The 24,511-nt window shown below is 33.3% G+C and carries 26 protein-coding genes; 4 read left to right on the forward strand and 22 right to left on the reverse strand.

Annotated features, from left to right (window positions below; translation table 11 throughout):
- Window positions 1-12: 12 nt before the first annotated feature.
- From scfB to hflX, 17 genes are all read right to left on the reverse strand, one after another.
- Window positions 13-1,380 (reverse strand): thioether cross-link-forming SCIFF peptide maturase, encoded by a 1,368-nt coding sequence (gene scfB, locus AC4CVH_RS08195; RefSeq protein WP_490787269.1) that lies wholly within the window; start codon window positions 1,378-1,380, stop codon window positions 13-15.
- Between the two features lie 78 nt (window positions 1,381-1,458).
- The gene (gene scfA, locus AC4CVH_RS08200; RefSeq protein ID WP_490787270.1) at window positions 1,459-1,596 is read right to left on the reverse strand and encodes a six-cysteine ranthipeptide SCIFF; all 138 of its coding nucleotides are present in this window, start codon (window positions 1,594-1,596) and stop codon (window positions 1,459-1,461) included.
- 103 nt (window positions 1,597-1,699) lie between these two features.
- A complete protein-coding gene (locus AC4CVH_RS08205; RefSeq protein ID WP_490787271.1) occupies window positions 1,700-2,068 on the reverse strand; it encodes a TIGR04086 family membrane protein in 369 nt (122 codons plus the stop codon).
- Window positions 2,069-2,126: 58 nt separating this feature from the next.
- Window positions 2,127-2,414: a preprotein translocase subunit YajC gene (yajC, locus tag AC4CVH_RS08210; RefSeq protein WP_490787272.1), complete on the reverse strand. Its 288-nt coding sequence runs from the start codon at window positions 2,412-2,414 to the stop codon at window positions 2,127-2,129.
- Window positions 2,415-2,438: 24 nt separating this feature from the next.
- Entirely contained in the window at window positions 2,439-3,566 is a 1,128-nt protein-coding gene (gene tgt, locus AC4CVH_RS08215) for a tRNA guanosine(34) transglycosylase Tgt (RefSeq protein ID WP_490787273.1), read from the reverse strand.
- A gap of 12 nt (window positions 3,567-3,578) precedes the next feature.
- Window positions 3,579-4,604, reverse strand: a complete 1,026-nt coding sequence (gene queA, locus AC4CVH_RS08220) for a tRNA preQ1(34) S-adenosylmethionine ribosyltransferase-isomerase QueA (protein WP_490787274.1) — start codon at window positions 4,602-4,604, stop codon at window positions 3,579-3,581.
- Window positions 4,605-4,662: 58 nt separating this feature from the next.
- Window positions 4,663-5,664: a Holliday junction branch migration DNA helicase RuvB gene (gene ruvB, locus AC4CVH_RS08225; RefSeq protein ID WP_490787275.1), complete on the reverse strand. Its 1,002-nt coding sequence runs from the start codon at window positions 5,662-5,664 to the stop codon at window positions 4,663-4,665.
- Between the two features lie 15 nt (window positions 5,665-5,679).
- Window positions 5,680-6,276, reverse strand: coding sequence for a Holliday junction branch migration protein RuvA (ruvA, locus tag AC4CVH_RS08230; protein WP_490787276.1), 597 nt, complete (start codon window positions 6,274-6,276; stop codon window positions 5,680-5,682).
- A gap of 116 nt (window positions 6,277-6,392) precedes the next feature.
- Complete coding sequence (locus tag AC4CVH_RS08235) at window positions 6,393-6,983, reverse strand: hypothetical protein (protein ID WP_490787277.1); 591 nt, start codon at window positions 6,981-6,983, stop codon at window positions 6,393-6,395.
- Between the two features lie 85 nt (window positions 6,984-7,068).
- Window positions 7,069-8,400, reverse strand: a complete 1,332-nt coding sequence (locus AC4CVH_RS08240; protein WP_490787278.1) for a hypothetical protein — start codon at window positions 8,398-8,400, stop codon at window positions 7,069-7,071.
- A 79-nt stretch (window positions 8,401-8,479) separates the two neighbouring features.
- Window positions 8,480-9,220 carry a YebC/PmpR family DNA-binding transcriptional regulator gene (locus AC4CVH_RS08245; protein WP_490787279.1) on the reverse strand — a complete coding sequence of 247 codons (741 nt, stop codon included), beginning with the start codon at window positions 9,218-9,220 and terminating at the stop codon, window positions 8,480-8,482.
- An 82-nt stretch (window positions 9,221-9,302) separates the two neighbouring features.
- Entirely contained in the window at window positions 9,303-9,950 is a 648-nt protein-coding gene (locus AC4CVH_RS08250; RefSeq protein ID WP_490787280.1) for a YigZ family protein, read from the reverse strand.
- A 13-nt stretch (window positions 9,951-9,963) separates the two neighbouring features.
- On the reverse strand, window positions 9,964-10,611 hold the full coding sequence (locus AC4CVH_RS08255; RefSeq protein WP_490787385.1) for a HEAT repeat domain-containing protein: 648 nt from the start codon (window positions 10,609-10,611) through the stop codon (window positions 9,964-9,966).
- Between the two features lie 38 nt (window positions 10,612-10,649).
- The gene (locus tag AC4CVH_RS08260) at window positions 10,650-12,056 is read right to left on the reverse strand and encodes an aminotransferase-like domain-containing protein (protein WP_490787281.1); all 1,407 of its coding nucleotides are present in this window, start codon (window positions 12,054-12,056) and stop codon (window positions 10,650-10,652) included.
- Between the two features lie 35 nt (window positions 12,057-12,091).
- Window positions 12,092-12,997 carry a nucleotidyltransferase domain-containing protein gene (locus AC4CVH_RS08265; protein WP_490787282.1) on the reverse strand — a complete coding sequence of 302 codons (906 nt, stop codon included), beginning with the start codon at window positions 12,995-12,997 and terminating at the stop codon, window positions 12,092-12,094.
- 228 nt (window positions 12,998-13,225) lie between these two features.
- A complete protein-coding gene (gene rd / locus AC4CVH_RS08270; protein ID WP_490787283.1) occupies window positions 13,226-13,387 on the reverse strand; it encodes a rubredoxin in 162 nt (53 codons plus the stop codon).
- A 111-nt stretch (window positions 13,388-13,498) separates the two neighbouring features.
- The gene (gene hflX / locus AC4CVH_RS08275) at window positions 13,499-15,283 is read right to left on the reverse strand and encodes a GTPase HflX (RefSeq protein WP_490787284.1); all 1,785 of its coding nucleotides are present in this window, start codon (window positions 15,281-15,283) and stop codon (window positions 13,499-13,501) included.
- Window positions 15,284-15,526: 243 nt separating this feature from the next.
- Between hflX and hpt the strand changes: the two genes are divergently transcribed.
- A complete protein-coding gene (gene hpt / locus AC4CVH_RS08280; protein ID WP_490787285.1) occupies window positions 15,527-16,063 on the forward strand; it encodes a hypoxanthine phosphoribosyltransferase in 537 nt (178 codons plus the stop codon).
- 191 nt (window positions 16,064-16,254) lie between these two features.
- Window positions 16,255-18,618 carry a transglycosylase domain-containing protein gene (locus tag AC4CVH_RS08285; protein ID WP_490787286.1) on the forward strand — a complete coding sequence of 788 codons (2,364 nt, stop codon included), beginning with the start codon at window positions 16,255-16,257 and terminating at the stop codon, window positions 18,616-18,618.
- A gap of 56 nt (window positions 18,619-18,674) precedes the next feature.
- Here AC4CVH_RS08285 and sigF read toward each other — a convergent pair whose 3' ends face one another.
- The 4 genes from sigF to AC4CVH_RS08305 form a co-directional block, all read right to left on the reverse strand.
- Entirely contained in the window at window positions 18,675-19,430 is a 756-nt protein-coding gene (sigF, locus tag AC4CVH_RS08290; protein ID WP_490787287.1) for an RNA polymerase sporulation sigma factor SigF, read from the reverse strand.
- Between the two features lie 9 nt (window positions 19,431-19,439).
- The gene (spoIIAB, locus tag AC4CVH_RS08295; protein WP_490787288.1) at window positions 19,440-19,868 is read right to left on the reverse strand and encodes an anti-sigma F factor; all 429 of its coding nucleotides are present in this window, start codon (window positions 19,866-19,868) and stop codon (window positions 19,440-19,442) included.
- A gap of 15 nt (window positions 19,869-19,883) precedes the next feature.
- Entirely contained in the window at window positions 19,884-20,219 is a 336-nt protein-coding gene (gene spoIIAA, locus AC4CVH_RS08300) for an anti-sigma F factor antagonist (RefSeq protein ID WP_490787289.1), read from the reverse strand.
- Between the two features lie 289 nt (window positions 20,220-20,508).
- A complete protein-coding gene (locus AC4CVH_RS08305; protein ID WP_490787290.1) occupies window positions 20,509-22,299 on the reverse strand; it encodes an Eco57I restriction-modification methylase domain-containing protein in 1,791 nt (596 codons plus the stop codon).
- A 187-nt stretch (window positions 22,300-22,486) separates the two neighbouring features.
- Between AC4CVH_RS08305 and pdaA the strand changes: the two genes are divergently transcribed.
- Window positions 22,487-23,260 carry a delta-lactam-biosynthetic de-N-acetylase gene (gene pdaA, locus AC4CVH_RS08310; RefSeq protein ID WP_490787386.1) on the forward strand — a complete coding sequence of 258 codons (774 nt, stop codon included), beginning with the start codon at window positions 22,487-22,489 and terminating at the stop codon, window positions 23,258-23,260.
- 94 nt (window positions 23,261-23,354) lie between these two features.
- Window positions 23,355-23,795, forward strand: coding sequence for an RrF2 family transcriptional regulator (locus tag AC4CVH_RS08315; protein ID WP_490787291.1), 441 nt, complete (start codon window positions 23,355-23,357; stop codon window positions 23,793-23,795).
- Here AC4CVH_RS08315 and AC4CVH_RS08320 read toward each other — a convergent pair.
- Complete coding sequence (locus AC4CVH_RS08320; RefSeq protein WP_490787292.1) at window positions 23,792-24,508, reverse strand: WecB/TagA/CpsF family glycosyltransferase; 717 nt, start codon at window positions 24,506-24,508, stop codon at window positions 23,792-23,794. The genes AC4CVH_RS08315 and AC4CVH_RS08320 overlap by 4 nt on opposite strands.
- Window positions 24,509-24,511: the final 3 nt, after the last annotated feature.

Genomic DNA, 24,511 nt, shown 5'->3' on the forward strand with positions numbered 1-24,511 from the left:
CGTCAATATATTTTATTTTTCCATATCTTTCGATTTTAGAGCAATAGCACATTCTATTCTCTTTTTTTGCATGCTGCATCCAATGGAATAAGGCTTTTTCATATCACCGTTGAAATTATAATTGTTAGCCTGGCATCCACCACTGCAGTAAAATCTTGCCCAGCATTTCAAACATTCAGGTTTGTTGTAAATATGCGCCTGTTTGAAGCTTCTCTGTATATCTGTATCTATATCATCAAAGTCATCCAGATTTCCAAGTTTGAAATCCTCATTCCCCACAAACTGATGACAGGGATATATATCTCCCGATGGTGTTATGGCAACATATTCATGACCTGCCCCACACCCTGAGATTCTTTTGTATACACACGGTCCTCCATTTAAATTTATATTAAAATGGTAAAACTTGAATCCACAGCCCTCTCTGTTTCTTTTCAGCATTTCTTCATAAAGCTTGTCATACTGCTCATATATTTCAGGAAGATCCTCTTCTCTTATAGATAATGGATTTTCCTTTGGAAGAACTACAGGTTCAACAGATATTTCATCAAACCCCTGGTCTGCAAGGAAGACTATATCATTAAAAAAGTCAGTATTCTCCCTTGTAAATGTTCCTCTTGCATAATACTGCTTTGTGTCATCTCTCATTTCTACCATTTGTTTTATTCTCGGAATTATTGTATCAAATGATCCAGTACCATCACGTCTTACCCTAACTGCGTCATTTATTTTCTTTCTGCCATCTATACTCAACACTATATTTCCCATGTTTTTATCAAGATAATCCATAATTTCATCATTAAGCAAAGTTGCATTTGTAGTCATTGTAAAACGTATATTCTTATTATGAATTTTTTCCTGTTTCTTTGCATATTCAACTATTTCCTTTACCGTATCAAAAGCCATAAGAGGTTCCCCTCCAAACAAATCAACTTCTATGTTTTTCCTTGGTCCCGACTTTTCTATAACAAAGTCTATGGCTCTTTTGCCTACATCCGCAGACATCAATTCTCTTTTTCCCTTGTATTCTCCCTCATCTGCAAAACAATACTTGCATCTCAAATTGCAGTCGTGTGCAATGTTCAAGCAAAGCGCTTTTATATAAGAAGGCGTCCCATCATTTTTACGTGCCGCACTTCTATACAAATCTTTTGAATAAAGTATGCCTTCATCTACAAGCTGCTTTATTTCAGAATAAGCTTCCTCTATATCTTTTTTTTCATATATGCCATTTAATGAACTCAAAACTTCTTCCAAAGTTCTTAATTTTTCATCTTCAAGAATATCATAGACAAGCTGGTCTACAATATGTACCGATCCAGAATTGACATCGACCACATAGCAGTCTCCACCTTGAATAAATTTATGAATATCAGCCAAAATATTTTCCTCCCAAATATCTTACGTAAATTAATATATTTTAAGGCAGTAACAAAATGTTACTGCCTTAAATCAATGCTAGTTTTCACATGCTAGATTGGCAACCGTACAGGAAGTTTTACATGCTGATTGACAAGAATTAGCACATTCCTTGCAGCCTGGTTTATTTAAACTGTCCTTTATATTAGAATTGTTTATAGTCTTTATATGTTTCATCTAATTTCCCCCACTTCTAAAGATTTCTGTTTGATTATAACATAAATTATAACTAAAATAAAGTTTGCCATGCTCATGAGGCCTTATGTTTACAAACATTTAACTATATGTTTACTCCAATCATTCCTGAAATACCGCCAACCAAAAGTGCCATTACAATCCTTTTTATGCCGTCATAACCAACAAATACGGAATTACCTGAAATTACAGACACAATATAAAGTATTGCTGTGTATAAAAAAGCAACTATAATTCCTATCATCCATCCCCTTTTCTTTATTTTCTGTGATGCATATATTGCACCATACATTATACTTAAAATAGTTGTTACAACGTAAAAAACCGAACTCATATATTCATTTACTTCCACAAAAGTCATAACTACAGCAAAAATCAAAAGCATAACCACAGTAATTATAAAGCTTCTCAGAACTCCTTCCGCAGCCTGTACATATTCATTATACCTTTCCAAATAAAAACACCTCCCATCTACTAGTATCTATGTAGACGGGAGGTACTTTATTCCATAATTATTTTTTGGATACATCTGATGTCTTTTTTTCGGTTAAAACATTCATTATACCGAATTTGCTCAGTTTTATCTTTACCCTGTCAGGACCCGTTTGTATTGTAACTTCCTTGTCCTGTATATTGGTAAGTTTTCCTATTACTCCTCCCTTTGTTACTATTTCATCATTTACCCTAAGGTTCTCAATCATCTGATTGTATTTCTTTCTCCTCTTGCTTTCTGGTAAAAACATAAGAAGATAGCAGACTACAAGTACTATTATAATAGGTGCAAATTGAGCTATGTTCATATGTATACACCCTCCTTCAATATTTTATTTTTCGCTCCACTGCTGCAGCTTGTTTTCTCTATAAACTGGGAAATAATCCCCATCAATAGCCTCTCTTATTTCTTTCATCAAATTATTATAAAAATATAAATTATGTATGACACACAATCTCATGGCAAGCATTTCCTTTGCCTTAAAAAGATGTCTTATATAAGCTCTAGTATAGTTTTTACATGTAGGGCAACTACAAGTTTCATCTATAGGTGAATCATCCAATTTAAACTTGGCATTTAGAAGATTTATTTCTCCTTTCTGTGTAAAAACATGGGAATGCCTTCCGTTTCTCGCCGGCATTACACAATCAAAGAAATCCACTCCTCTATAAACTGATTCAATTATATTTTGCGGTGTACCAACGCCCATAAGATAAATCGGCTTATCCTGCGGAAGATTTGGAACAACACTTTCTATTATTCTATACATGTCTTCAGTGCTTTCACCTACAGCCAAACCACCTATTGCATATCCATCAAGATTCATTTCAGCTATTTTCCTTGCATGTTTAATTCTTATATCTTCATAAACTCCACCCTGGTTTATTCCAAAAAGCATCTGATCTCTATTTATAGTTTCAGGAAGAGAATTTAATCTGTCCATTTCAGCTTTACATCTTTCAAGCCATCTTGTAGTTCTATCCACTGATTTTTCAACATATTCCCTCGGTGAAGGATTTTTTATACATTCATCAAAAGCCATAGCTATAGTTGACGCCAGATGGCTCTGTATCTGCATGCTCTCTTCTGGTCCCATGAATATCTTGCTTCCATCTATATGAGAACTAAAATAAACTCCCTCTTCTTTTATTTTATTTATGCTCGCCAGTGAAAAAACCTGAAAACCTCCTGAATCGGTTAAAATAGGCCTATCCCAATTCATAAATTTGTGCAGCCCTCCAAGTTTGTATACAACATCATCACCTGGCCTCAAACTAAGATGATATGTATTTGAAAGTTCAACCTGACATCCTATGTTTTTGAGATCAATTGAAGAGACAGCCCCTTTTATTGCGGCTAAAGTACCAACATTCATAAATACCGGAGTTTCAACAACACCATGTACCGTAGTGAGACGTCCCCTCCTCGCATTTCCCTGCTTTTTAAGTAATTTATACATTAAAACACCTCTTTATTTTATAAACATTGCATCTCCAAAACTAAAAAATCTATATTTTTCATTAACTGCAATTTTGTAGGCGTTTAATATATTTTCTCTGCCACAAAGTGCACTTACAAGCATTATCAGTGTCGACTTAGGAAGATGGAAATTTGTTATAAGCTTATCAACAACTTTATATTTGTATCCTGGATATATAAATATATCTGTCCATCCCGACTGTTCTCTCACCATCCCATTTTCATCTCCAACAGTTTCAAGAGTTCTGCAGGATGTAGTTCCTACTGCAATTATATTCTTTCCATTTTTCTTGGCATTATTTATCTTGTCAGCAGTTTCCTTTGTAATTTTGTAATACTCGGAATGCATATCATGTTCTTCTATATTTTCAACCTTTACAGGTCTGAATGTTCCAAGACCTACATGAAGTGTAAGAAATGCAGTTGAAATACCTTTTTTCTCTATTTCTTTCAAAAGTTCCGTTGTAAAATGCAAACCTGCTGTCGGTGCCGCTGCAGATCCTTCTTCCCTTGAATAGACCGTTTGATACATTTCCTTATCCTCAAGTTTCTCCTTTATATATGGAGGAAGCGGCATCTGTCCAAGTTCGTCCAATATTTCCTCGAATATTCCTTCATATTCAAATTTTATTATCCTGTTGCCATCCTCATTTACATTAACTACTTCGGCTTTTAGTTTTCCATCTCCAAAATCAAATCTATTACCGATTTTAGCTCTTTTACCAGGTTTTACAAGAGTTTCCCATGTATCATCCTCATTTCTTTTCAAAAGGAGCACTTCCATTTTTCCGCTTGTACCCTCTCTTGTACCTATAAGTCTTGCCGGCATAACCCTTGTATCATTTAATACAAGACAATCTCCCGGGTTCATGTAATCTATTATATTCTTAAAAAGTTTATGCTCTACATCTCCAGTTTTCTTATCAAGCAACATGAGCCTTGCTTCATCTCTTTTTTTAAGTGGATGCTGGGCAATCAATTCCTTGGGTAAATAAAAATCAAAGTCTTCAATCTTCATTTGATCACTCCATTTCTTGTGTATATAAATTTACTTGTCAAATAATGATGACTGTCTACTATCTACTATTACCTTTCTTTTCCCTTTTTAAATGCTTATATGCACTGTCGGAGGCTATTCTTCCTCTTGGAGTCCTTATTACAAAACCTTTTTGCATAAGATATGGTTCATAAACATCCTGAACCGTATCGAGTTCTTCTCCTATAAAATAGGCAAGGGTTTCAAGCCCAACAGGGCCCCCTCCAAAATTATCTATTATTGCTTTAAGTATTTTATTATCTATACTGTCAAAACCTTCATCGTCAATTTCTAGAAGTTTTAATGCCGCTCTGCTTGTATCAAGATCTATTCTGCCATTTCCTTCTACTTCGCAATAATCTCTTACCCTCTTTAAGAGTCTGTTCGCTATTCTCGGCGTACCCCTTGACCTTCTTCCTATTTCACATGCAGCATTCTTATCTATTTCAACATTCAGTATACCTGCTGACCTCACTATTATTTCACTCAGTTCACCTTCAGTATAAAATTTCATCGGGCAAAGCATTCCAAACCTTTCCCTGAGAGGCGAGCTTAAAAGTCCAACCCTAGTGGTGGCCCCTATAAGTGTAAATTTAGGAAGATCAAGTCTTATTGATTTTGACGAAGCACCTTTTCCTATAACTATATCTATTGCATAATCCTCCATTGCGGGATACAGTATCTCTTCCACACTTCTTGTAAGCCTGTGGATTTCATCTATAAACAATACATCCATATCACTTAAGTTGGTAAGTAATGCTGCAAGATCTCCCGCCCTTTCTATAGCCGGTCCGGAAGTCACCTTAAGACTGCCTCCCATTTCATTTGCAATTATATTTGCAAGAGTGGTTTTTCCAAGACCCGGCGGTCCGTACAAAAGTACATGGTCGAGGGATTCATCTCTATTTTGGGCGGCCTTTATGAATATTTTCAATTTATTCTTTACATTTTCCTGCCCTATATATTCATTGAGTTTTTTAGGTCTTAAACTGTACTCATTTTCGCCTTCCAAAATAGAAGGTGTGACAATTCTATTCTCCATAAAAATTCACCTGACCTAGCTCATTAAAAATTTAAGTGCACATTTAATCATATCTTCAACAGAAGTATTTGCATCAACATTGTCCATGGACTTTGAAACTTCCTTTGGCAAATATCCAAGTGCTTCAAGTGCCTCAGAGGCTTCCTGTATTTTGTCACTCACTTTGCTTTTGCCTATATCCGAATTTCCATATGACTGGTATATTTCCTGCAAATCAATTTTATCTTTTAACTCGAGTATTACCCTCTGTGCAGTTTTCTTTCCTATTCCCGGAGCTTTTACTATAGTTTTTTCGTCACCTGACAATATACATTGTTTCAAATTATTTACATTTGTTATGGAAAGAAGTGACAATGCCGCCTTTGCCCCTATTCCATTCACGTTTAAAAGCAAATTAAACATTTCGACTTCTTCAATTGTCAAAAATCCATACAATCCTATGAAATCTTCCCTGACTATTTGCTTTGTATAGATTTTTACGGTACTTCCCACACCGGGTATCTCTGTTAAAGTACTCCCCGATGTATTTATTTTATATCCTATTCCATTGTTTTCAACTATTATATAGTCTTTTTTCATTCCCTTATATATACCAACTATATACTCGTACACTGAAGTTTCTCCTAAATATATTATAGTCTTATACGCTGAATCTTTATTTTATAACATATAATACTTTATCATTTTAAGAGTTTTTATTCAAGTAAGCAAAACAGCCTTAAAGGCTATTATTCATAGTCCTCAAGGCGTGACTCAGCATCTTCTTTAGTATCACATTGAAAATACTTATCTCCTTTTGTAAGCAGCTCTATATCCTTCTGCTTCAATCTGCTTGTCTTTATGTCAGTTATATCTCTTGAGGTGTCTTCAATAAACATGTTCCCCTTATCATCGGTTTTAAAAATGGCTATATATCCATCTTTGATTCCAAGCACATATTTACCTGGAGAATATTTGTCGACATCTTTTACAAGCACAACTTCAAGTGGACTGAAACTATTCACCTTGTAGGCTGTATTTTTATAAATTTTTTGTATGTCAGCTTTTGTATCACCTGCAAATCTTTCCGCAGACTCTTCCTTTTCTATTTTTACATCGCCGCTCTTACCGTATTTTACCTTAAATATCAAATTGCATCTACTGGAAATTTTACTGTCGACACCGGAATTTGCATTTACCGAATCATATTGTTTAACCTGGTAGATATCTTTATCAGAATTGTAATCCTTGATTTTAGTTATACATATATAGAGGCTTAAAGCAAAAACCATAATAGTTAAAATTGTCAACAAAATTTTACGTAATTTAATTGTATCCATAATATCCCTCCTTTACTGGATATTATGGACACATTTATGTAATATTATACATATAATATCATAATTTACATAAAATACAGCTGATTTATTCTATAGGCACATAAGTACAAAATTTTCCGTCTGAATAGTCCACATTGTAAATTTGTACTACAGGGAATCGTGAAAGATGAAACTTTTCGCCTAAAAAATTTATAGTATAAACATCATCTTCAATCATGCTCTTTAAATTTACATTTCCATTGGAGGAATACCAAACATATTTGTGTGCTGGAATTACAAACTTTCTCATTCCATCCGGAATATTTTCAGTACCTTGTTCCCGTATCCCTGCTACAAAAGAAAATCCCAGATTTAAAATTGACATCTTAGACTTTCTATACCCTGGCAGTGAATCTATTCCTTTTATAACATATATGTCCTTGACGCCATGACTGTCTTTTATTTCATCAATTCTGGAACTGAATCTGTCAAGCATGGCTTCTATATTGCCAAACGGGAGAATTTTTTTATATTCACAGCCAATTATAGTAACTTCCGGCACATCGATTATCCCACTGTCCCTTTTTCCACTACCTGCTTTGCCAAATACATTCTCGTTTTGATTCTTTCCTTCATATTTTTTACTCAAAACCTTAAAATCATCATCCAATCTTCCAAAGACGTCCTTCAAATATTGAATCTGCCCTTCTGAATCCATATAATCAAAAATTCGATCACAAAATTCTATATCTTTCTGAGTAACCTCAAAACTATTTAATATATCTGTATATTCATATATGTTTGACTTCTCACCAGTACCTACTTTCACTATGCTTTTTTCCATAAACATTTCTACAATACTCCAGTTTATATCATCTCTCTTGAGGTTCTCGCTTATTCTTTCATCTAAAACAGGTTCATCCATTTCATCAATAATATCAATTACATGTTTCCAACACTTTATTTTTTCCGGAGTATCTAAAGGCTCATCAAGATATCTGCATATGCTCATAAGCATATACTCTCCAAAGAAACCTGGAAACTGAAAAATCAAATTTTCTCTCATATATCCTTCATATTTACATTTGTTATGTTCAAACTCTTTTATAAAGCACATAATGTCTTCTAATGTCAGTCCACTTTTGTTTTGAATGTCTTCGAAACTGCCTAGAAATTCATTCCTGTCAGAATAGCTCTTTTTTAAATCATCAAATTTTTTTCTAACATTTCTTATAAACTCATCATTATTTTTAATACACAATCGTATATCAAAATCGCAAACTCCCAAATACCTAAGTGCATATATCTTTTGTAGAGTTTTGATGTTTTCTTTTGAAAAATTTTTTTCACTTATATTGTCAAAGAAACCTTTTTTAACATAGTAGTCAACAAATTTTTTAGTTACTGCAGAATTTTGCCATAACCTGCCATCATACATAAAGTCACCTCCATTTATAAAAAGACCACTTTCAACATATATTGAAAATGATCCACTAAAATACCTATGTAATTTTCTATTATAAGTCCTCGAATTCTTCAGGAAACTCCGCATTGTGATAAACATTCTGAACATCATCGTCATCTTCCAGCTTGTCAATCAGTTTTTCAACTTTCTCTGCAGTTTCCATATCAACAGATGTCAAATTATCCGGTATCATTGTGATATCAGCTGAAATGAACTTCAATCCATCTTTTTCAAGTGCATCACGCACAACCCCAAAATCATCTACAGCTGTAATTATTTCATAAACTTCATCCTGTGTGTTAAAATCCTCTGCACCTGCATCAAGTGCCTTCATCATAAGATCGTCTTCATCAAGTTCATCATTTTTTTCTATTATTATCTGGCCTTTCGTCTTGAACATCCATCCCACACATCCATTGGCACCTAAATTTCCGCCACTTCTCGTGAATGCAGTCCTTACATTTCCTGCAGTTCTATTTTTATTGTCAGTCAACGCATCAACTATTACTGCAACACCACCAGGTCCATAACCTTCGTAATTTACCTCTTCGTAATTTATTCCTTCCATTTCTCCGGACCCTTTTTTTATTGCCCTTGTTATTGTATCCTGAGGCATGTTATTTGCCTTGGCCTTTGAAATTACATCTCTCAATTTTGAATTAATCTCCGGATTTGATCCGTCTTTTGCTGCAATTGCAATTTCTTTTCCTATTTTAGTGAATATTTTGCCCCTCTTGGCATCCACTTTACTTTTCTTAGCCTGTATATTATGCCATTTTGAATGTCCTGACATACATTTCCCTCCCAATTACCTTTAATATAAAACACTAAATATTATATCACATAAGCATTTATATACACAAACCAACTGATTTCTAAAGTTCTCTATACAACCTGCTGCCTATCTTAAAATAATATTCTTCATCATCAACTATAGCCTTGCATTTTCCACCCGTAATTTCTATAACCTTGTTTATAATCTTTTCACTTTCAAAAGTATCACAATATATTGACAGTGATACTTTATCCGCATAATCTATTTTTTCAACATGCCAGGAATTTTTTTCAAAATCATACTTAATCTTGTCTAAATCTTGGTAATTTACAACAATATCGATTTCTACACCTAGAGTTCTTTCTACTGGTTGTCCTTTTTCTATAGCCATGGAAGCAGCCTTGGAATATGCTCTGAACAAACCACCTTTTCCAAGCAAAATTCCACCAAAATATCGCGTAACCACCAAAGCTACATCAGTCAGATTATTCTTCTTTATGGTTTCAAGAACTGGAATACCCGCGGATCCCTGAGGTTCACCATCATCACTATATCTCTGTACTTGCATGCTCTCTCCCACAACATAGGCATATACATTATGCTTGGCATCCTTCTGAGACGCTTTCACATTGCTTATAAATTTCTTTGCCTCAGCCTCTGTATAAACTCTTCTTACACTTCCTATGAATATGGACTTTTTCTCTTCAAAGCTATCCTGTGCTTCTTCTTTTACAGTAAAATAACCCATTGAAATCACCTCTTTAAAAGCTATTAATATTTTCTAAATATTCACAAGCTGTCTTTCTGACATATTCCTTGCAGCTATTGTTTTTCAATTTTTCAATCTTATAAACTGCCTTTGTACTCTTTATTTTAAAAAGCGCCTTTATAGCATACATTACAACCTGCGGATTATCGTCATCAAGAGCCTTGACAAGTGCATCTTCCCCCGATATGTTGCCAATCTTCCCAAGTGCGGAAACAGCCATTCTTCTAACATTCACATGCTTGTGAACTATTCCTTTGATTAAAATATCAAAAGTGTCAGTGGTTCCGAGTTCGCCCAATATCCACAATGCGTTTTCTTTTTCCTTAGTTTTCATGTCTCCATAGCTTGACCGTATGAACTCTACAAGATCTCTCCTGTTTTCAGATTTTAAATTTTTGATTGCATCTATCTTGTCAAATTTTCCAGATGCAGAAACCAATTTGAAAAATTCTTTTATGTTCTTGCTCTTCGCCAAAATACCATACTTAATTTTACCACCTATTATCTGATTTTCAACAACTTCTCTAGTCAGCTTTCTTATTTTGCATATTGAATTTATATTCTTTCCCTCAAGATATAAAAAATAAGTTATCTGCTCATCAGAATAACCATCAATTTTATTCCAGTCAATATCAACCATGGAATTCAAGCTAAAACACCACCTCAGTTTCAACTAAATTATCTGTACGTCTCCAAAGTTTCAGATATTATACTTATACCTTTCTTTATATCACTTTCGCAAAGATTTGAAAAGCTTAATCTAAAATATCTATTTCCATCCAATGGTCGTTTATAAAATAAAGTTCCCGGAGTTATCAAAACTTTTTTCTTTCTCACCGCATCAAAAAGATTCCCTGAATCAATATTTTTAAGTATTTCAAGATAAAAATGAAGTCCTCCTCCTGGTTCATTGAAAAAAACTTTGTCGTTCAAATATTTTTTTATACACATTTTAGTATATTGATACCTTTCACAATAAATCAGATTCAGCTTGTCTATGTAGCTTTTCCAGAAACCTTTTCTAATATAAAGATCAAGCGCCCTCTGCATAAGACTGGACGTAGCTATATCCGTGTTGACTTTGGAATTTTGTATACTTTCCTTAAATTTTCTCGGTGGAATTAGATATCCTATTCTTATTCCAGGTAAAAATATCTTCGAAAAACTTTTTATGTATATAACCCTGTCATTTATGTCAAGACTTTTAAAGCTCTCATACACTATTTCATCATCATATATAAGCTCTGAAAGGTAGTCATCTTCTATTATATAAAAATCATATATCTCTGCAAGATTAAGTATTCTCCTCTTCTTCTCACTACTGCAGCTTATTCCCGTTGGATTCTGAAAATAACTCATTGTATAAAAACATTTTATATTGTTCTTTTTCAGTATCTTCTCAAATTCATCTACATCTATTCCATCGCTTCTCACAGGTATGTCTATTATATTTGCCCTTCTCCATTTAAAAACTGACAGTGCCCCACTGTAAGTTGGTCTTTCCACAACAACTGTATCATTTGTGTTTATAATTGATTTTGATGCAACATCTATTCCCTGCTGTGCACCCGAGACTATCAATATATCATCGCTTTTTATTTCATCTCTCCAAAACAGACTGCTTATACTATTCCTGAGTCCATTGTACCCAAGTGGCTCCTGGTATATAAGCGCTTTCTGTCCATCCCTGTCAAGAACTTCATTTATAACATTTTTAAACGGTTTTACAGGAAAAAAATCACCACTAGGAGTTTCTCCTGTAAAATCCAGATATTTGCCCGAACCATTGTTTAATATCTTTTTTAATACTTTTGAATATTCCTTTTTAAAATTCCTACTTATCTCTCTTCTCTTAGCATAAGTTCCGCTTCCTATCTTCTGAATAGCATATCCTTCACGTTCAAGATTTTTATACGTATTTACTATGGTAACATTGTTTACATTCAGGAAACCTGCAAGTTTTCTGATAGATGGAAGTTTTTCACCATCTTTTATCCTGTTTAAATCTATAAGCTTTTTTATATGTTCTTCAATAGCTCTATATTTTATTATATTGTCCTTAAACTCCAGAAAATACTTGTTCAAATGAATACCACCTCCATACATATAAAGAACATTTATTATATAAAATATACATTTTCCTTTAAAAGTACGGTCTCATCATTCATAATATAATTTTTTTTCTGTTTTTTTATAATGTTCCTCTCCCACAATTTATCAAGTATTTCTTCCATATTTATATTATAATCCATAAACAATTCATCACTTTTTATGTCCTCGGAACTTAAAAGACAATCTCTTTCCTTCATATAATTTACAAGCACATTCACAAACTCTCGTATATTTTTATTTATATACTCATCCATATAATCAAGAATACTTATTATAGATGCTTTCATTGCAGCCTCATCTCTATTATCAAATAAAAGTAAATCCACCTTTTCTTTTAATTTCCCATTGAGATTCATGGCAACAGAGACAGCATTGTTACTTATCATATAACCAACTGAATTAACATATAGTTTTGAAAATTCCTCAACTGACTTTATTGCTGCTACGTAAGCTGTAATAAATTCCTCGTTGTGAAGATACTTTTTGCATAAAGATTCATTTTTAAGCATATTTCCAAGATATGCCATATTCCATCTTTCTCTGTCTATATCATAATAATATCTTCCTACATCGTATTTTGATGTTATATCCATACTTTTTGAGAATACAAGCCTCGATGAAGATATTATCCTATGTATGAAACCACCTTTAAGATTTTTTTTATTGAATTCAAGAAAACTTTCCTCGCTTACAAGCTTTATATGAACAGATACATTATTTTCTTCCGTATATATATTTCTTAAATCATAATTGTTGCTTTTACATATAACGAAGAGATCTATATCCGATTTTTCCCATAAATCTCCTGTAACCATGCTTCCAAAAACCATAACCGCTAAAACCGACTGATTGCTTTTCAGTTTATTTATTACATCATTAAATACCTTTTGATATTTCAATATTGTTTTTTCCATTATATAGCCCCCTGGTGGACATTATATTGATTTAATTTGTTGTTAATTCCCCCAAAAATCAAATCAAAGCATGTCAATATATCATAATTTTTATATATTATATAATAAATCACAATAAAAATACAGTGGAAGTTTTACATATGAATATTTTTCTGCACATATAAAAACTAGTCCTCCACGAATTCTTGCGTAGAGGACCCAATTAAATTTAAATTATAATTTTTACTGTTAATCTTCTTTTTCAAACTCACTTTTGGGAACACCGCAAAGCGGACAAACCCAATCATCAGGTACATCTTCAAATGAAGTTCCAGCATTAACCCCATTATCAGGATCTCCTACAGCAGGGTCATAAACGTATCCACAAACAGTACAAACATATTTATCCATATTAAATTCCTCCAGTTAATATAATTTATTAATAGATTATTATTATTAATTAATAATATTATTACATAATTATCTAAAGAAGTCAATAATGTATTTCAATAAATCTTTTTTTTATTTGTCCTGAACAAACTTTTTACATTTATTGTAGGTTTCTTTATCGACAAGCGCACATATATAAGTCCCATCCTCACTGAATTTTGTTTCTTTTACCTTAGACCTTCTATAAATATAAGCTGCAACTTCCTGCTCGGTATATGGAACTAAAAACTCCGCTTCAATATCATTATTTTCAATTAGAGAAGACATATTGTCAATAAGTACTTCTATATTTATTTGTTCTCTTGCAGATACACAAATAATATTTGATTCATTATATCTTTGTCTTATTTTATTTATATTATCCTCAAATACCCTGTCAATTTTGTTAAGTACCATAAGTATAGGCTTATCCTTTACTCCAAGCTGTAAAAGTACATTATTCACGGCATCTATCTGTCCTATTGCATCTTCAGAGGATGCATCCACCACATGAAGCAGTAAATCTGAATATATAACTTCTTCAAGGGTTGATTTAAATGCCTCTATCAATTCATGGGGAAGTTTCTTTACGAATCCAACTGTATCTGTAAGCGTAATCACCCTTCCATCATTGAGTCTAAGTGCTCTCGTAGTTGTATCCAATGTTGCAAAAAGCATATCAGCTTCAAGTACCTTCTTTTTTTCAGCCCCTTCTTTAAAACTTGCCATATCACATAGAAGATTTCTTAATGTAGATTTTCCTGCATTAGTATAGCCCACAAGAGAAACTTTTGGTATTTCTTTTCTATTCTGTCTCTGTACTTCTCTTGTCTTGGCTATTTTCTTAAGTTCATGCGACATATCACTTATTCTGTCCCGTATGCGCCTTCTGTCAGTCTCAAGCTTTTTTTCCCCTGGTCCCCTGGTACCTATGCCTCCTCCAGTCCTTGAAAGTGATTCTCCCATTCCTGAAAGTCTGGCAAGTCTGTATTTTAACTGTGCAAGTTCAACCTGTATCTTTGCCTCCCTGCTTCTAGCCCTTCTCGCAAAAATATCAAGTATCAAAGTAGTCCTGTCTATTGTTTTTATACCAATCATATTTTCTATATTTGATATCTGGGAACCTGACAATTCATCATCAAATATTACAAGGTCGGCATCATTAAGCTGCGCCGCAAACGAAATTTCTTCAACCTTTCCTTTTCCTACATAAAAAACCGAATCCTGAACTATTCTTTTTTGAAATATCCTGGATACTACATCTACATCACAGGCTTCTGCAAGCCTCTCAAGTTCATCGAGACTATCTTCAGTATCTATGCCTGCAATTATAGCTCTTTCACCCTTATTTTGTTCTTCTTCCCTGTCTTCAATAAAAGTTTCCATAAGATGTATCTTGTCGGATATATTATAGTTAAGAGCATCTTCCAGAGTTAATTCCTCCATTACCTCTGGTAAAAGTTTTCCGTTTGACATACCGCAAAATCCAAGACTTACTGAAGTTGGACTCCCCCCACATACTCCCACAGCAGCAATACAATCAAGCTTCATCTTCAAAAGTACTGACATATCGAGCTTCGAAAACTTTGAATTTCCATTTGGATGTGTATGAATTATCCTGGCCCTTGAAAGTTTACCTTCTCTGGAAATGGATGTGTCAATTTGAACTGTACTGCTGTCTCCAACACATACCTGAAGTACACTTCCCTTTCTATCAACTGAAACACATATTTCCCTGTTAAGAAAATCCGTAACTTCACATAACATCTCCATAAGTTCCATACTGCATAAAACATTATGAGGCATTTTAAGATTATAAACCCTCTCGAGTTTATCCAGTATAGAATTTCTTATTCCATCAGTATTTCCATATATCATAAATTATCATCTCCAATTTTAAAAACACACTTTTTAATACTTCATTAAATCAAGTATACTGTAAATAGTATTTTTTAAAAATACATTTCGCCAAATAAACTCAAGTTTCCTGGAAGGTCGCCAAAAAAAGCATCTAAAATATACCTTATACACAAAACACATTGAAAAATTAGACAAACATTGTTAATATTAATATTATGATTTTATACTACATAAATAATAATATACATTTGGAGGATTTCAATGGAAGAAAAATCTCGAAACATATTGATAACCAAAGATCAAATATCCAAAAGAATAGGTGAAATTGGAAAACAGATTGCAGAAACCTACAAAAATAAAAATCTCTATGTCCTTTCAATACTAAGAGGCAGTTTTATATTTACTGCAGACCTTGTAAGAAGCATAGATTTAAACTTAAAAATAGGATTTATGACTACCTCAAGTTACGGCGACTCAGAAACTTCATCCGGGATCATAAAAATAGTAAACGATGTTCCTGACAATATAGAAAACTATGATGTACTTGTAGTTGACGACATAACAGATACAGGAATCACAATGGACTTTGTTATAAATCATGTTAAATCCCTTGGTGCTGCTTCTGTAAAATGCTGCGTGCTTCTAGATAAACCTGAAAGAAGAAAACTTGATCTCACTCCTGACTTTTACGGTTTCAAAATACCTGATGTATTCGTTGTAGGCTACGGGCTAAATTACGGCGACTATTACAGAAATGTACCTTATGTGTTTAATTGGGAATCAAACAATACAATTTAAACTATGTTATAAGAAAGACAATCAAAAGTTGAATACTCCTGAATGTCTTTTCTTTTTTTATTTTAATATAAATACCCTTCCGTATTATAGCTGTATTCTGTAGTTTTTCTCATTTCATTAATACTTTTATTTATGATATAATAATCTATAATTTAAATTAATCACTGATAACTTTAGCAAGGAGGACAATTATGGCAAAGAGGCGCAAAAAGTCTCGGTATAAAGGTAAAAAACATATTTTTACTATTATTATTTGTGTTTTTTTATTGATATTCGTAGCAGCTTCTGCAGCTGTTGCCGCTATCATTAAAAATTCCCCCAATTTAGATGTAAATCAAGTACTAAACTTAAATGAACCTTCTGTCTTATATGACGATAAAGGCAATTTTATGGATGTAGTAGTCAGTACCGAGCAAAGAACGGTAGTACCTTTTAAAAGTATTCCCGACAATTTAAAAAATGCTTTCGTAAGTATTGAAGATGAACGTTTTTATAAACATAAAGGTATAGATATTAAAAGAATATTTGGTGTAATATTAATAGATATAAAAAACAAGATAAGCAATAAACCTGGAATTCAAGGTGCATCCACAATCACTCAGCAACTCGTAAGAGATATCTATCTATCAAAAGATGTAAGTATAAAAAGGAAAATACAGGAAATGTATATGTCCTTGAAGCTTGAAAGACTTATAACAAAAGATCAGATACTTGAAGCATATATGAATACAATTTTCCTTGGTGGAAGATCTTTTGGAGTTGAATCAGCTTCACAACAATATTTTAAAAAACCCGTTGGCTCATTGAGTCTGATTCAGTGCGCCTTTATAGCAGGCATACCACAAAGTCCATCGGTATATTATCCATATTCTTCAGCAGCAAGAAAAAATCCATCAATCTATCTCAACAGAACAAAGAATGTATTGGCAAAAATGTATGATAACAATTACATAACATATGATCAATACATAAATGCTGTAAATGATGTTTCAAATGGCAAACTTTCCATACAACCATACTCTCCGCCAAAAAACAAACTTGAAAATGAATGGTTTTCAATGCCAGCAATTCAGCAGGTTAAGAATGATTTGAAATTGAAGTACAAATATTCAAATTCACAAGTTGACAATCTCTTAACCTATGGCGGATTAAAGATTTATACAACTATGGACAAACAACTTCAAAAGAAAACACAAGATACTTTAAACAACAGCACAGTATTCTCTTCCAGTTCACACACTGATAAAAACAAGATAGTACAGCCTCAGGCTTCAGCAGTTGTAATGGATTATCACACCGGAAAAGTGAAGGCCCTTGTCGGTGGACGCGGTGATCAACCTGCAATGTCGTTCAACCGTGCATCGTCAAAAAATTATTTAAGGCCTCCGGGTTCAAGTATAAAACCTATTACCGTATACAGTCCCGCTATAAGTTCAAAAAAATATACTGCGGCTTCAACTATAAATGATTCTGAATGGTCTCAGGATCTGGCACAAAAATATGCCTCAAACGGTAATCCATATTATCCTCAAAATGATGATGGATTTTCAAATGAAGACATGACTTTTAGAACTGCACTTGCAAAATCAAGCAATGTTATAGCTGCCAAAATTGAAGATACACTCGGCCTTGATATTGGATCCTCCTATGCCGAAAAATTCGGCTTAAATCTTGATTCTACTGATAAATCAAGTATATCATCGCTTTCTCTAGGTGAGCTCCATAATGGTACAAACGCTCTAGAAATGGCCGCTGCCTACGGAGTATTCGGCAACAAAGGAAATTATACCGATCCAATACTTTATACTAAAGTCACAGACAGATCAGGAAAAGTTATTCTTAAAGCAAAAACAACCAAGAGAAAGGTTCTTTCTGAATCTTCTGCATATATAATGTACAATTTGCTCAAAGCTCCTGTAAGTTCTGGAGGAACCGGTTCAAATGCAAACTTAGGAGATATGCCTACAAGCGGTAAAACAGGTACGTCAAGTTACGAAAAGAATTTGTGGTTCTGCGGACTGACACCATATTACTCGGCTTCAGTGTGGATTGGAAATGATAATAATACATCTCTGCCGAATTCACTTAATAGTAACTCCTCGGCCGCTCTATGGGCTGCTATAATGGAACCTTTTCATACAAATATGTCTACAAAAGACATACCAGTACCCTCTGGTGTTACAAGTGCAAAAATTTGTTCAGAATCCGGTGATCTACCATCTCCTCTCTGTTACATAGATCCAACCGGAAGCAAAGTATATACGGAATTCTTTTTAAGCGGCACTGTTCCAACAAGTATATGCACCCTGCCGCATACCTGGATTAAAGGTGATTCCATCTTTGGTCAATATAACAATAACCAGTACAACCCAGTATTAGGTGGAAAACATCAAACCAAAAGCAAAGATTCGGGATACAAAAATGATAAGGATAAAAATAATAATAATAATGCAACGGAAACACCAAATCCAGACAATAATAATACAAAAGACGGCGAAACAGATACAGATACTCCTCCCAATCAGGGAAATGGTACGGATTCAACCAACAATTAAAAAATCCCAAAGAGAGCTCCATATAAGTAATCTGAATTACTTATGTGAAGCTCTCTTTAACTTTCCAGAATTTTTCTCATTGTTTTTAATACTTTCTTTTCGATTCTTGATACTTGAACCTGGTTTATACCCAGCATCTTTGCAACTTGTACCTGTGTTTTATCTTTGAAGTATCTCAACATTATAATTTGTCTTGATCTCACATCAAGGTTCTTTAGGGTATCTTTTAACGCAATTTTATCCACCATCTCCACATCTTCTTTTGGATTTTGACTGAGTTTATCAATCAAAAGTACCGGCGAACCATCATCTTGATGAATCGTATCATATAAATACTGCATACTGCTTGCAGATTCTGATGCAAATATCAAATCTTCTATATCTACCCCTGAATACTCGGATAATTCCTCTATTGTTGGTTCACGATTCAGCTTTTTTGTCAGGGTTTCCTTGTCATAATGAAGCTTTTTTGCAGTATTTTTAACACTTCTGCTTACTTTTATCATGCCATCATCTCTGAGAAATCTCTTTATCTCACCCATTATCATTGGAACCGCATAAGTAGAAAATTTTACATTGTATGTCTCATCAAAATTATTTATTGCTTTCATAAGCCCCATACATCCAATTTGGAATATATCTTCATACTCATATCCTCTGTTTAAAAACTTCTTGCTTATTGCAGTAACAAGCGGAAGATTGACTTCTACAAGTCTGTTTAAGGCTTTCTTGTCCCCTTGTTTAGCTGATCTTATAAGTCTTAAATTATCATTATAATCATAATTAGATACTTTTACAGCTTCTTCACCCATATTATCCACCTAACTTAATGATTTAAAAACTTTTTTCATTATAACTCTTGTCCCTTTGTTCTTTGCAGATTGTATCTTGAGAGAATCCATAAAAGTCTCCATAACTGTAAATCCCATACCCGACCTCTCAAGATCCGGTCTCGACGTATATAAAGGCTGTACAGCACGATCTATATCCTCTATGCCTACTCCATCATCTTCAACTATAATTGTAAGTTCCATACCTGTTATACAAGCGCTTATCTTGACAACTCCCTCTTTATTTTCATAACCATGAATAATAGAGTTTGTTACTGCTTCAGATACTGCAGTCTTTACATCAGTAAGCTCATCTATAGTTGGATCAAGTTGTGATGCAAAAGCTGCCACCGCAACCCTTGCAAAGCTTTCATTCTGTGATTTACTAATAAACTCTATTTTCATACTGTTATCGTACATCTTACTATCCCCCCATTAAATATTATCAACGGCCTGATCAATATTGTCATAAACCTTTATTATTTTAAACATCCCAGATAACTCAAATACCCTTTTAACAGAATTGATGGCGTTAACAATACATACTTCTCCACTTTTTGCATTTAGTTTTTTGTACCTTCCAATTACAACACCAATACCTGAACTGTCCATAAAACTTACACCTGAAAAGTCCAATATTAATTTAAACACATTATCCTTCTCGATTACATCGTCAATCTTGTTTCTAACTTCTTCGGCACTGTGGTGATCCAATTCACCACTCATATGCACTATGAGCTTATCTTCTCTAATTTCAAATTTTAAATTCATATTAAAATAACTCTACTAAAACCACAATTGTACATCGACAGCCAGTGATTTCAGCGTTAAGTAACACCTTAACTTTAATTTTACTAAAAAACTGCCGCTGAACAGTTTTCAAGCTCTGACATGAATAGATAAACACATGTCAGCAATACGCAAAATGCGCAGTCCGAGTCAGACGACTCTTACCCCCTCTCTCCATCAGTATAAAGTTAGCTTCTTTAAAATATTCTACATCTGGTATAATTTTCCTCTATTTTTTATTATTTTCTTTAATATATATTTTTGCCTTATCTTATATTTCTAAACAATTTCTAGTAACATTTTCTTTAATAATTTTAACTTCGCGTTCTGTAAATCCAAAGAAATCATACAACATTTGTGGATTCATCCTAAAATTAAATTTGGGAATGGGGTATGGAAGTCTAAGCTTCATAACCTTGTTTGGGTAATACTCATACATATTTCCACCTAGCTTTTTTGCAAATGTTTTGAAATAAAATTCATAAACATCACTGTTTAAAATATCAAGAAGTGTTTCATACTCAAGCGGAACTTTGTCCTTGATCGTAATACAATACACATCCGCACTGAAATAACTTCCACAGTCTATGGCAAATCTGTTTTCTGAAGCCTTGTATGGAAATATTATTTTCTTTCCATCAAATATTTCAGGATTTCTAAACCACTGGATCTCATACCATTTTCTTATGCCCTTCCTGCACTCTCTCCTGTTTTCGAGCTTCTTCCTGTACTTTTCCATGAATTCTATGGAAGTTTCAAGCACAGTTTCATTCCGAATCATATTCGTACATATTATGTACTTTTTACTTGATTTAACATTATATCTTGATATGTCGCTGTTTTTTATCCATGGTTTAACTATATCTCTATTTATGCAGCTGTCCTCTAAAGTCTTTTCATCTACTATAAAAGCCTTGTCACAACCTGTTATTATTCCCTGGTGACTGTCACATATATCTTCAATATACAACTGGCTCCTTTTCTTTATCTTATTCAGTATTTCACTCTCGTCTTCATCAATGAACACCCATCCTTCCGCTTTCAAGATACTCTGTTGAACTAAAAATTTTCTTGAGTTTTCCTCTTCATTAAAAAACGACACACTATATGATTTATCATGTTTATCAATACTTACAGGTCTTACAATTTGTATTTTGTTTAAATAGTCACTTTTCAAGGAATTGCTGCATGAATTTTCAAGGAATATTATAACAGGATCTATGCCTACATTTCTAAATGGCCTTATTCCATAAAAATCTACAACCCGGTGGATATTTGTATCATTCAAGATCATTTCCCTGATCTTCAGCGCATTAGGTGATTCGCATATATACCTTGATACAATAAAACAAAGCCTTGCCTTATTTTTCATACAACCAATGGCCTTTGCAAAAAAGCAGTATGAAACGTCCGCCTTATTTTTATATACTTTTTTATATTTCTTCTTTAAGAGATTGAAATATTTTCTATTGACTGATTTATGACCTATATAAGGTGGATTTCCTATTATAAGATCAAATTTAGTCTTAAGTCCACATATTAAAAAATCCATAATCTTAAAATTTGACAAGTTAGTTATTCCCGTCAGCCTGAAAAGTTCAATCTTTAATATCTTAACTGCTCTCTTATCCACATCATATCCATACAAATTATTTTTTATTATATGATCTTCTATTTTATCTCGAGTCAGACTGATGTCGTTTCTTCTGTTTATCTCATCCATGTTTTTAACAAATATATTTTTTAAATGTTTAAAACATGAAATCACAATCGTTCCACATCCACATGAAGGCTCTAAAATTTTCATGTATGGATTTTCTATCACATCTTTTTCTTTTATGAGACTTTCTACCATAAACTTGCATATGTATTCTGGAGTATACACTATTCCCGATTCTTTATTTCCTCCAGCAAATTTATAATACTTCTCCAAAAATCCATTTTCCCCATGGATATCTAAAACAAGCTCATATTCATGCAAAAAATTCTTTTTCTCCTGAAGTGTATGATTAGAAGTAATAAAACTATATATATAGTCAACTGTCCTCAAAAACTCATCCATATAAAACATCCCATTGTATAAAAATTTGTCTGCGGTATTTCGCGATTCCAATACATTCATAGTATAAATCACATTGCAGAAGTATACCATAAATATATCATAACTTATGGTAGGTGATTATTAAATGAAAAAAATTATTACATGTATATTATCATTGATTGTTGCATCGTCTTTTTGTTTTTCATCCATGGGCAAAACATATGCATCCATTAAAAATAAAGATGAAACCTCTAGTGAGATTACTGGAATTGATATTTCTTCACTTGACAAGGGTGAAAAAAACTGGTTTTTTAAGCCTCAGAAAAACGGGCTTCCTTCTGAAGAACCTGAAGATATAAAAAAGCTTATAAAAAAATATTCAGCCTACTATCTTGGAGATACCTCAAAGAAAGTTCTTTACCTTACCTTCGACGAAGGATATGAAAATGGATATACTCCAAAAATACTGGATATACTTAAAAACAACAATGTAAAAGCTGCATTTTTTGTAACAACTCCTTATATAAAAGATAATAAAGACCTTATAAAAAGGATGAAAAATGAAGGCCATCTAGTATGCAACCATACAGCAAAACATCCTTCTATGGCCCAAAGAGCTAAAAATCCTGATGAATTCAAAAAAGAATTTACTATAACAGAAAATGCTTACAAGGATGTAACCGGCTGCGACATGCCAAAATTTTTCAGGCCGCCTATGGGAAAATACAGCGAGCTTTCCCTCTTTTATACTAAAAAACTTGGATATAAAACAATTTTCTGGAGTTTTGCATATAATGATTGGAACAGAGACAGTCAACCGTCTCCAGAATTTGCAAAGCAAAAAATACTAAGCCATACACATAATGGCTCAATAGTACTTCTTCATGCAGTTTCAAAGACCAATACAGAAATACTTGACACAGTTATAAAATCATGGAAAGATAAGGGATATTCTCTCCAAAGCCTCGATAAACTTCCTTAAAAATATAATTACTTTCATAATTCTACTTTATATTATCATTGTATTTAGTTATAATTAATATGAAAGTATATAATTTTTTATTTGGAGAGATATTATGAGAATAACACAGGAGGCAGACTATGGCTTTAGAGTTGTACTTTACTTGTCAAAATTAGGTTATGGTGAAAAAATTGAAGCTAAATCTATATCAAAGGACCAGGGAATTCCTCTTAGATTCCTTTTAAAACTTCTAAGGAAACTGACTAAAAGCGGTATTATAAAATCTTACAGGGGAGTTAATGGAGGATATTCCTTAAATAGAGTTCCTGAAGAAATAAGCTTGAAAGACATAATTGAAGCCATAGATGGCCCAATATATATAAACAGATGTCTTAGTGATCCCAGCAACTGTAATATCGACCATGCATCTTATTGTCTGGTAAACCGTGCATTATCCAAAATACAGGACAATTTGATTCATGATTTAGAACGCATAAATTTTAAAGATATACTGGAAGGTCAGTTTCAAAATGTAAATGGAGTACAAAAAGCTTAGTTTCTGCTTTCGTACTCCATAACTTTAAATAAAAACCTTGGTATTGAAGCAAGTCTTTTTATTCTCCAAGGCTCTTTAATTACCCTGTACAGCCATTCAAGTCCAACTTTTATCATCCACTTCGGAGCTCTCTTAGTCTCTCCTGCAAATACATCAAAGCTCCCGCCTACACCCATAAATATACTGCATGGAAATCTGTCCATATTTGTAGATATAAAAACATCCTGCTTTGGGGAACCCATGGCAACAAAAATTGCATAGGGTTTCTTCTCTATTATATCATCTATAATGTCATCACAATTTTCCAAATCAAAATAGCCATTATGACTTCCTGCTACATTGAGATTTTTATAATTTTTCTTTAAATTCATAATACATTTATCAAGTACATCCTGTTTCGCTCCTACAAAATATACCGGTTTTCTTTCTTTCTCACATCTCGATATTATATCCTTCATCAGGTCAATCCCTGCTATTTTGCATGAAACCGGCCTTCCAACAAATTTGGATGCCAGAACGGTTCCAACCCCATCCGGTATTATGACAGAATGCTCACCTGTAAAAAATCTAAAAAGTTTAGGGTTCTTTATTCCATTATAAAGAACCTCAGGATTTCCTGAAATTATATTTACTTTTTCAAAATCTTTTATATAGCCAAGAAGTTCATCCTTAGTTCCATTAAATATATTATATTTCAATATACTGGTAAACATATT

Source organism: Clostridium pabulibutyricum, assembly GCF_058242705.1.

Coding starts and splice junctions, on each gene's coding strand:
- scfA (WP_490787270.1), bottom strand. CDS start 1,596: ATGAAACATATAAAGACTATAAACAATTCTAATATAAAGGACAGTTTA.
- yajC (WP_490787272.1), bottom strand. CDS start 2,414: ATGAACATAGCTCAATTTGCACCTATTATAATAGTACTTGTAGTCTGC.
- tgt (WP_490787273.1), bottom strand. CDS start 3,566: ATGTATAAATTACTTAAAAAGCAGGGAAATGCGAGGAGGGGACGTCTC.
- queA (WP_490787274.1), bottom strand. CDS start 4,604: ATGAAGATTGAAGACTTTGATTTTTATTTACCCAAGGAATTGATTGCC.
- ruvB (WP_490787275.1), bottom strand. CDS start 5,664: ATGGAGAATAGAATTGTCACACCTTCTATTTTGGAAGGCGAAAATGAG.
- AC4CVH_RS08235 (WP_490787277.1), bottom strand. CDS start 6,983: ATGGATACAATTAAATTACGTAAAATTTTGTTGACAATTTTAACTATT.
- AC4CVH_RS08240 (WP_490787278.1), bottom strand. CDS start 8,400: ATGTATGATGGCAGGTTATGGCAAAATTCTGCAGTAACTAAAAAATTT.
- AC4CVH_RS08245 (WP_490787279.1), bottom strand. CDS start 9,220: ATGTCAGGACATTCAAAATGGCATAATATACAGGCTAAGAAAAGTAAA.
- AC4CVH_RS08250 (WP_490787280.1), bottom strand. CDS start 9,950: ATGGGTTATTTTACTGTAAAAGAAGAAGCACAGGATAGCTTTGAAGAG.
- AC4CVH_RS08255 (WP_490787385.1), bottom strand. CDS start 10,611: ATGGTTGATATTGACTGGAATAAAATTGATGGTTATTCTGATGAGCAG.
- AC4CVH_RS08265 (WP_490787282.1), bottom strand. CDS start 12,997: ATGGAAAAAACAATATTGAAATATCAAAAGGTATTTAATGATGTAATA.
- rd (WP_490787283.1), bottom strand. CDS start 13,387: ATGGATAAATATGTTTGTACTGTTTGTGGATACGTTTATGACCCTGCT.
- hflX (WP_490787284.1), bottom strand. CDS start 15,283: ATGATATATGGAAATACTGATGGAATAAGAAATTCTATACTGGATAAA.
- hpt (WP_490787285.1), top strand. CDS start 15,527: ATGGAAGAAAAATCTCGAAACATATTGATAACCAAAGATCAAATATCC.
- AC4CVH_RS08285 (WP_490787286.1), top strand. CDS start 16,255: ATGGCAAAGAGGCGCAAAAAGTCTCGGTATAAAGGTAAAAAACATATT.
- sigF (WP_490787287.1), bottom strand. CDS start 19,430: ATGGGTGAAGAAGCTGTAAAAGTATCTAATTATGATTATAATGATAAT.
- spoIIAB (WP_490787288.1), bottom strand. CDS start 19,868: ATGTACGATAACAGTATGAAAATAGAGTTTATTAGTAAATCACAGAAT.
- spoIIAA (WP_490787289.1), bottom strand. CDS start 20,219: ATGAATTTAAAATTTGAAATTAGAGAAGATAAGCTCATAGTGCATATG.
- AC4CVH_RS08305 (WP_490787290.1), bottom strand. CDS start 22,299: ATGGATGAGTTTTTGAGGACAGTTGACTATATATATAGTTTTATTACT.
- pdaA (WP_490787386.1), top strand. CDS start 22,487: ATGGGCAAAACATATGCATCCATTAAAAATAAAGATGAAACCTCTAGT.
- AC4CVH_RS08315 (WP_490787291.1), top strand. CDS start 23,355: ATGAGAATAACACAGGAGGCAGACTATGGCTTTAGAGTTGTACTTTAC.
- AC4CVH_RS08320 (WP_490787292.1), bottom strand. CDS start 24,508: ATGTTTACCAGTATATTGAAATATAATATATTTAATGGAACTAAGGAT.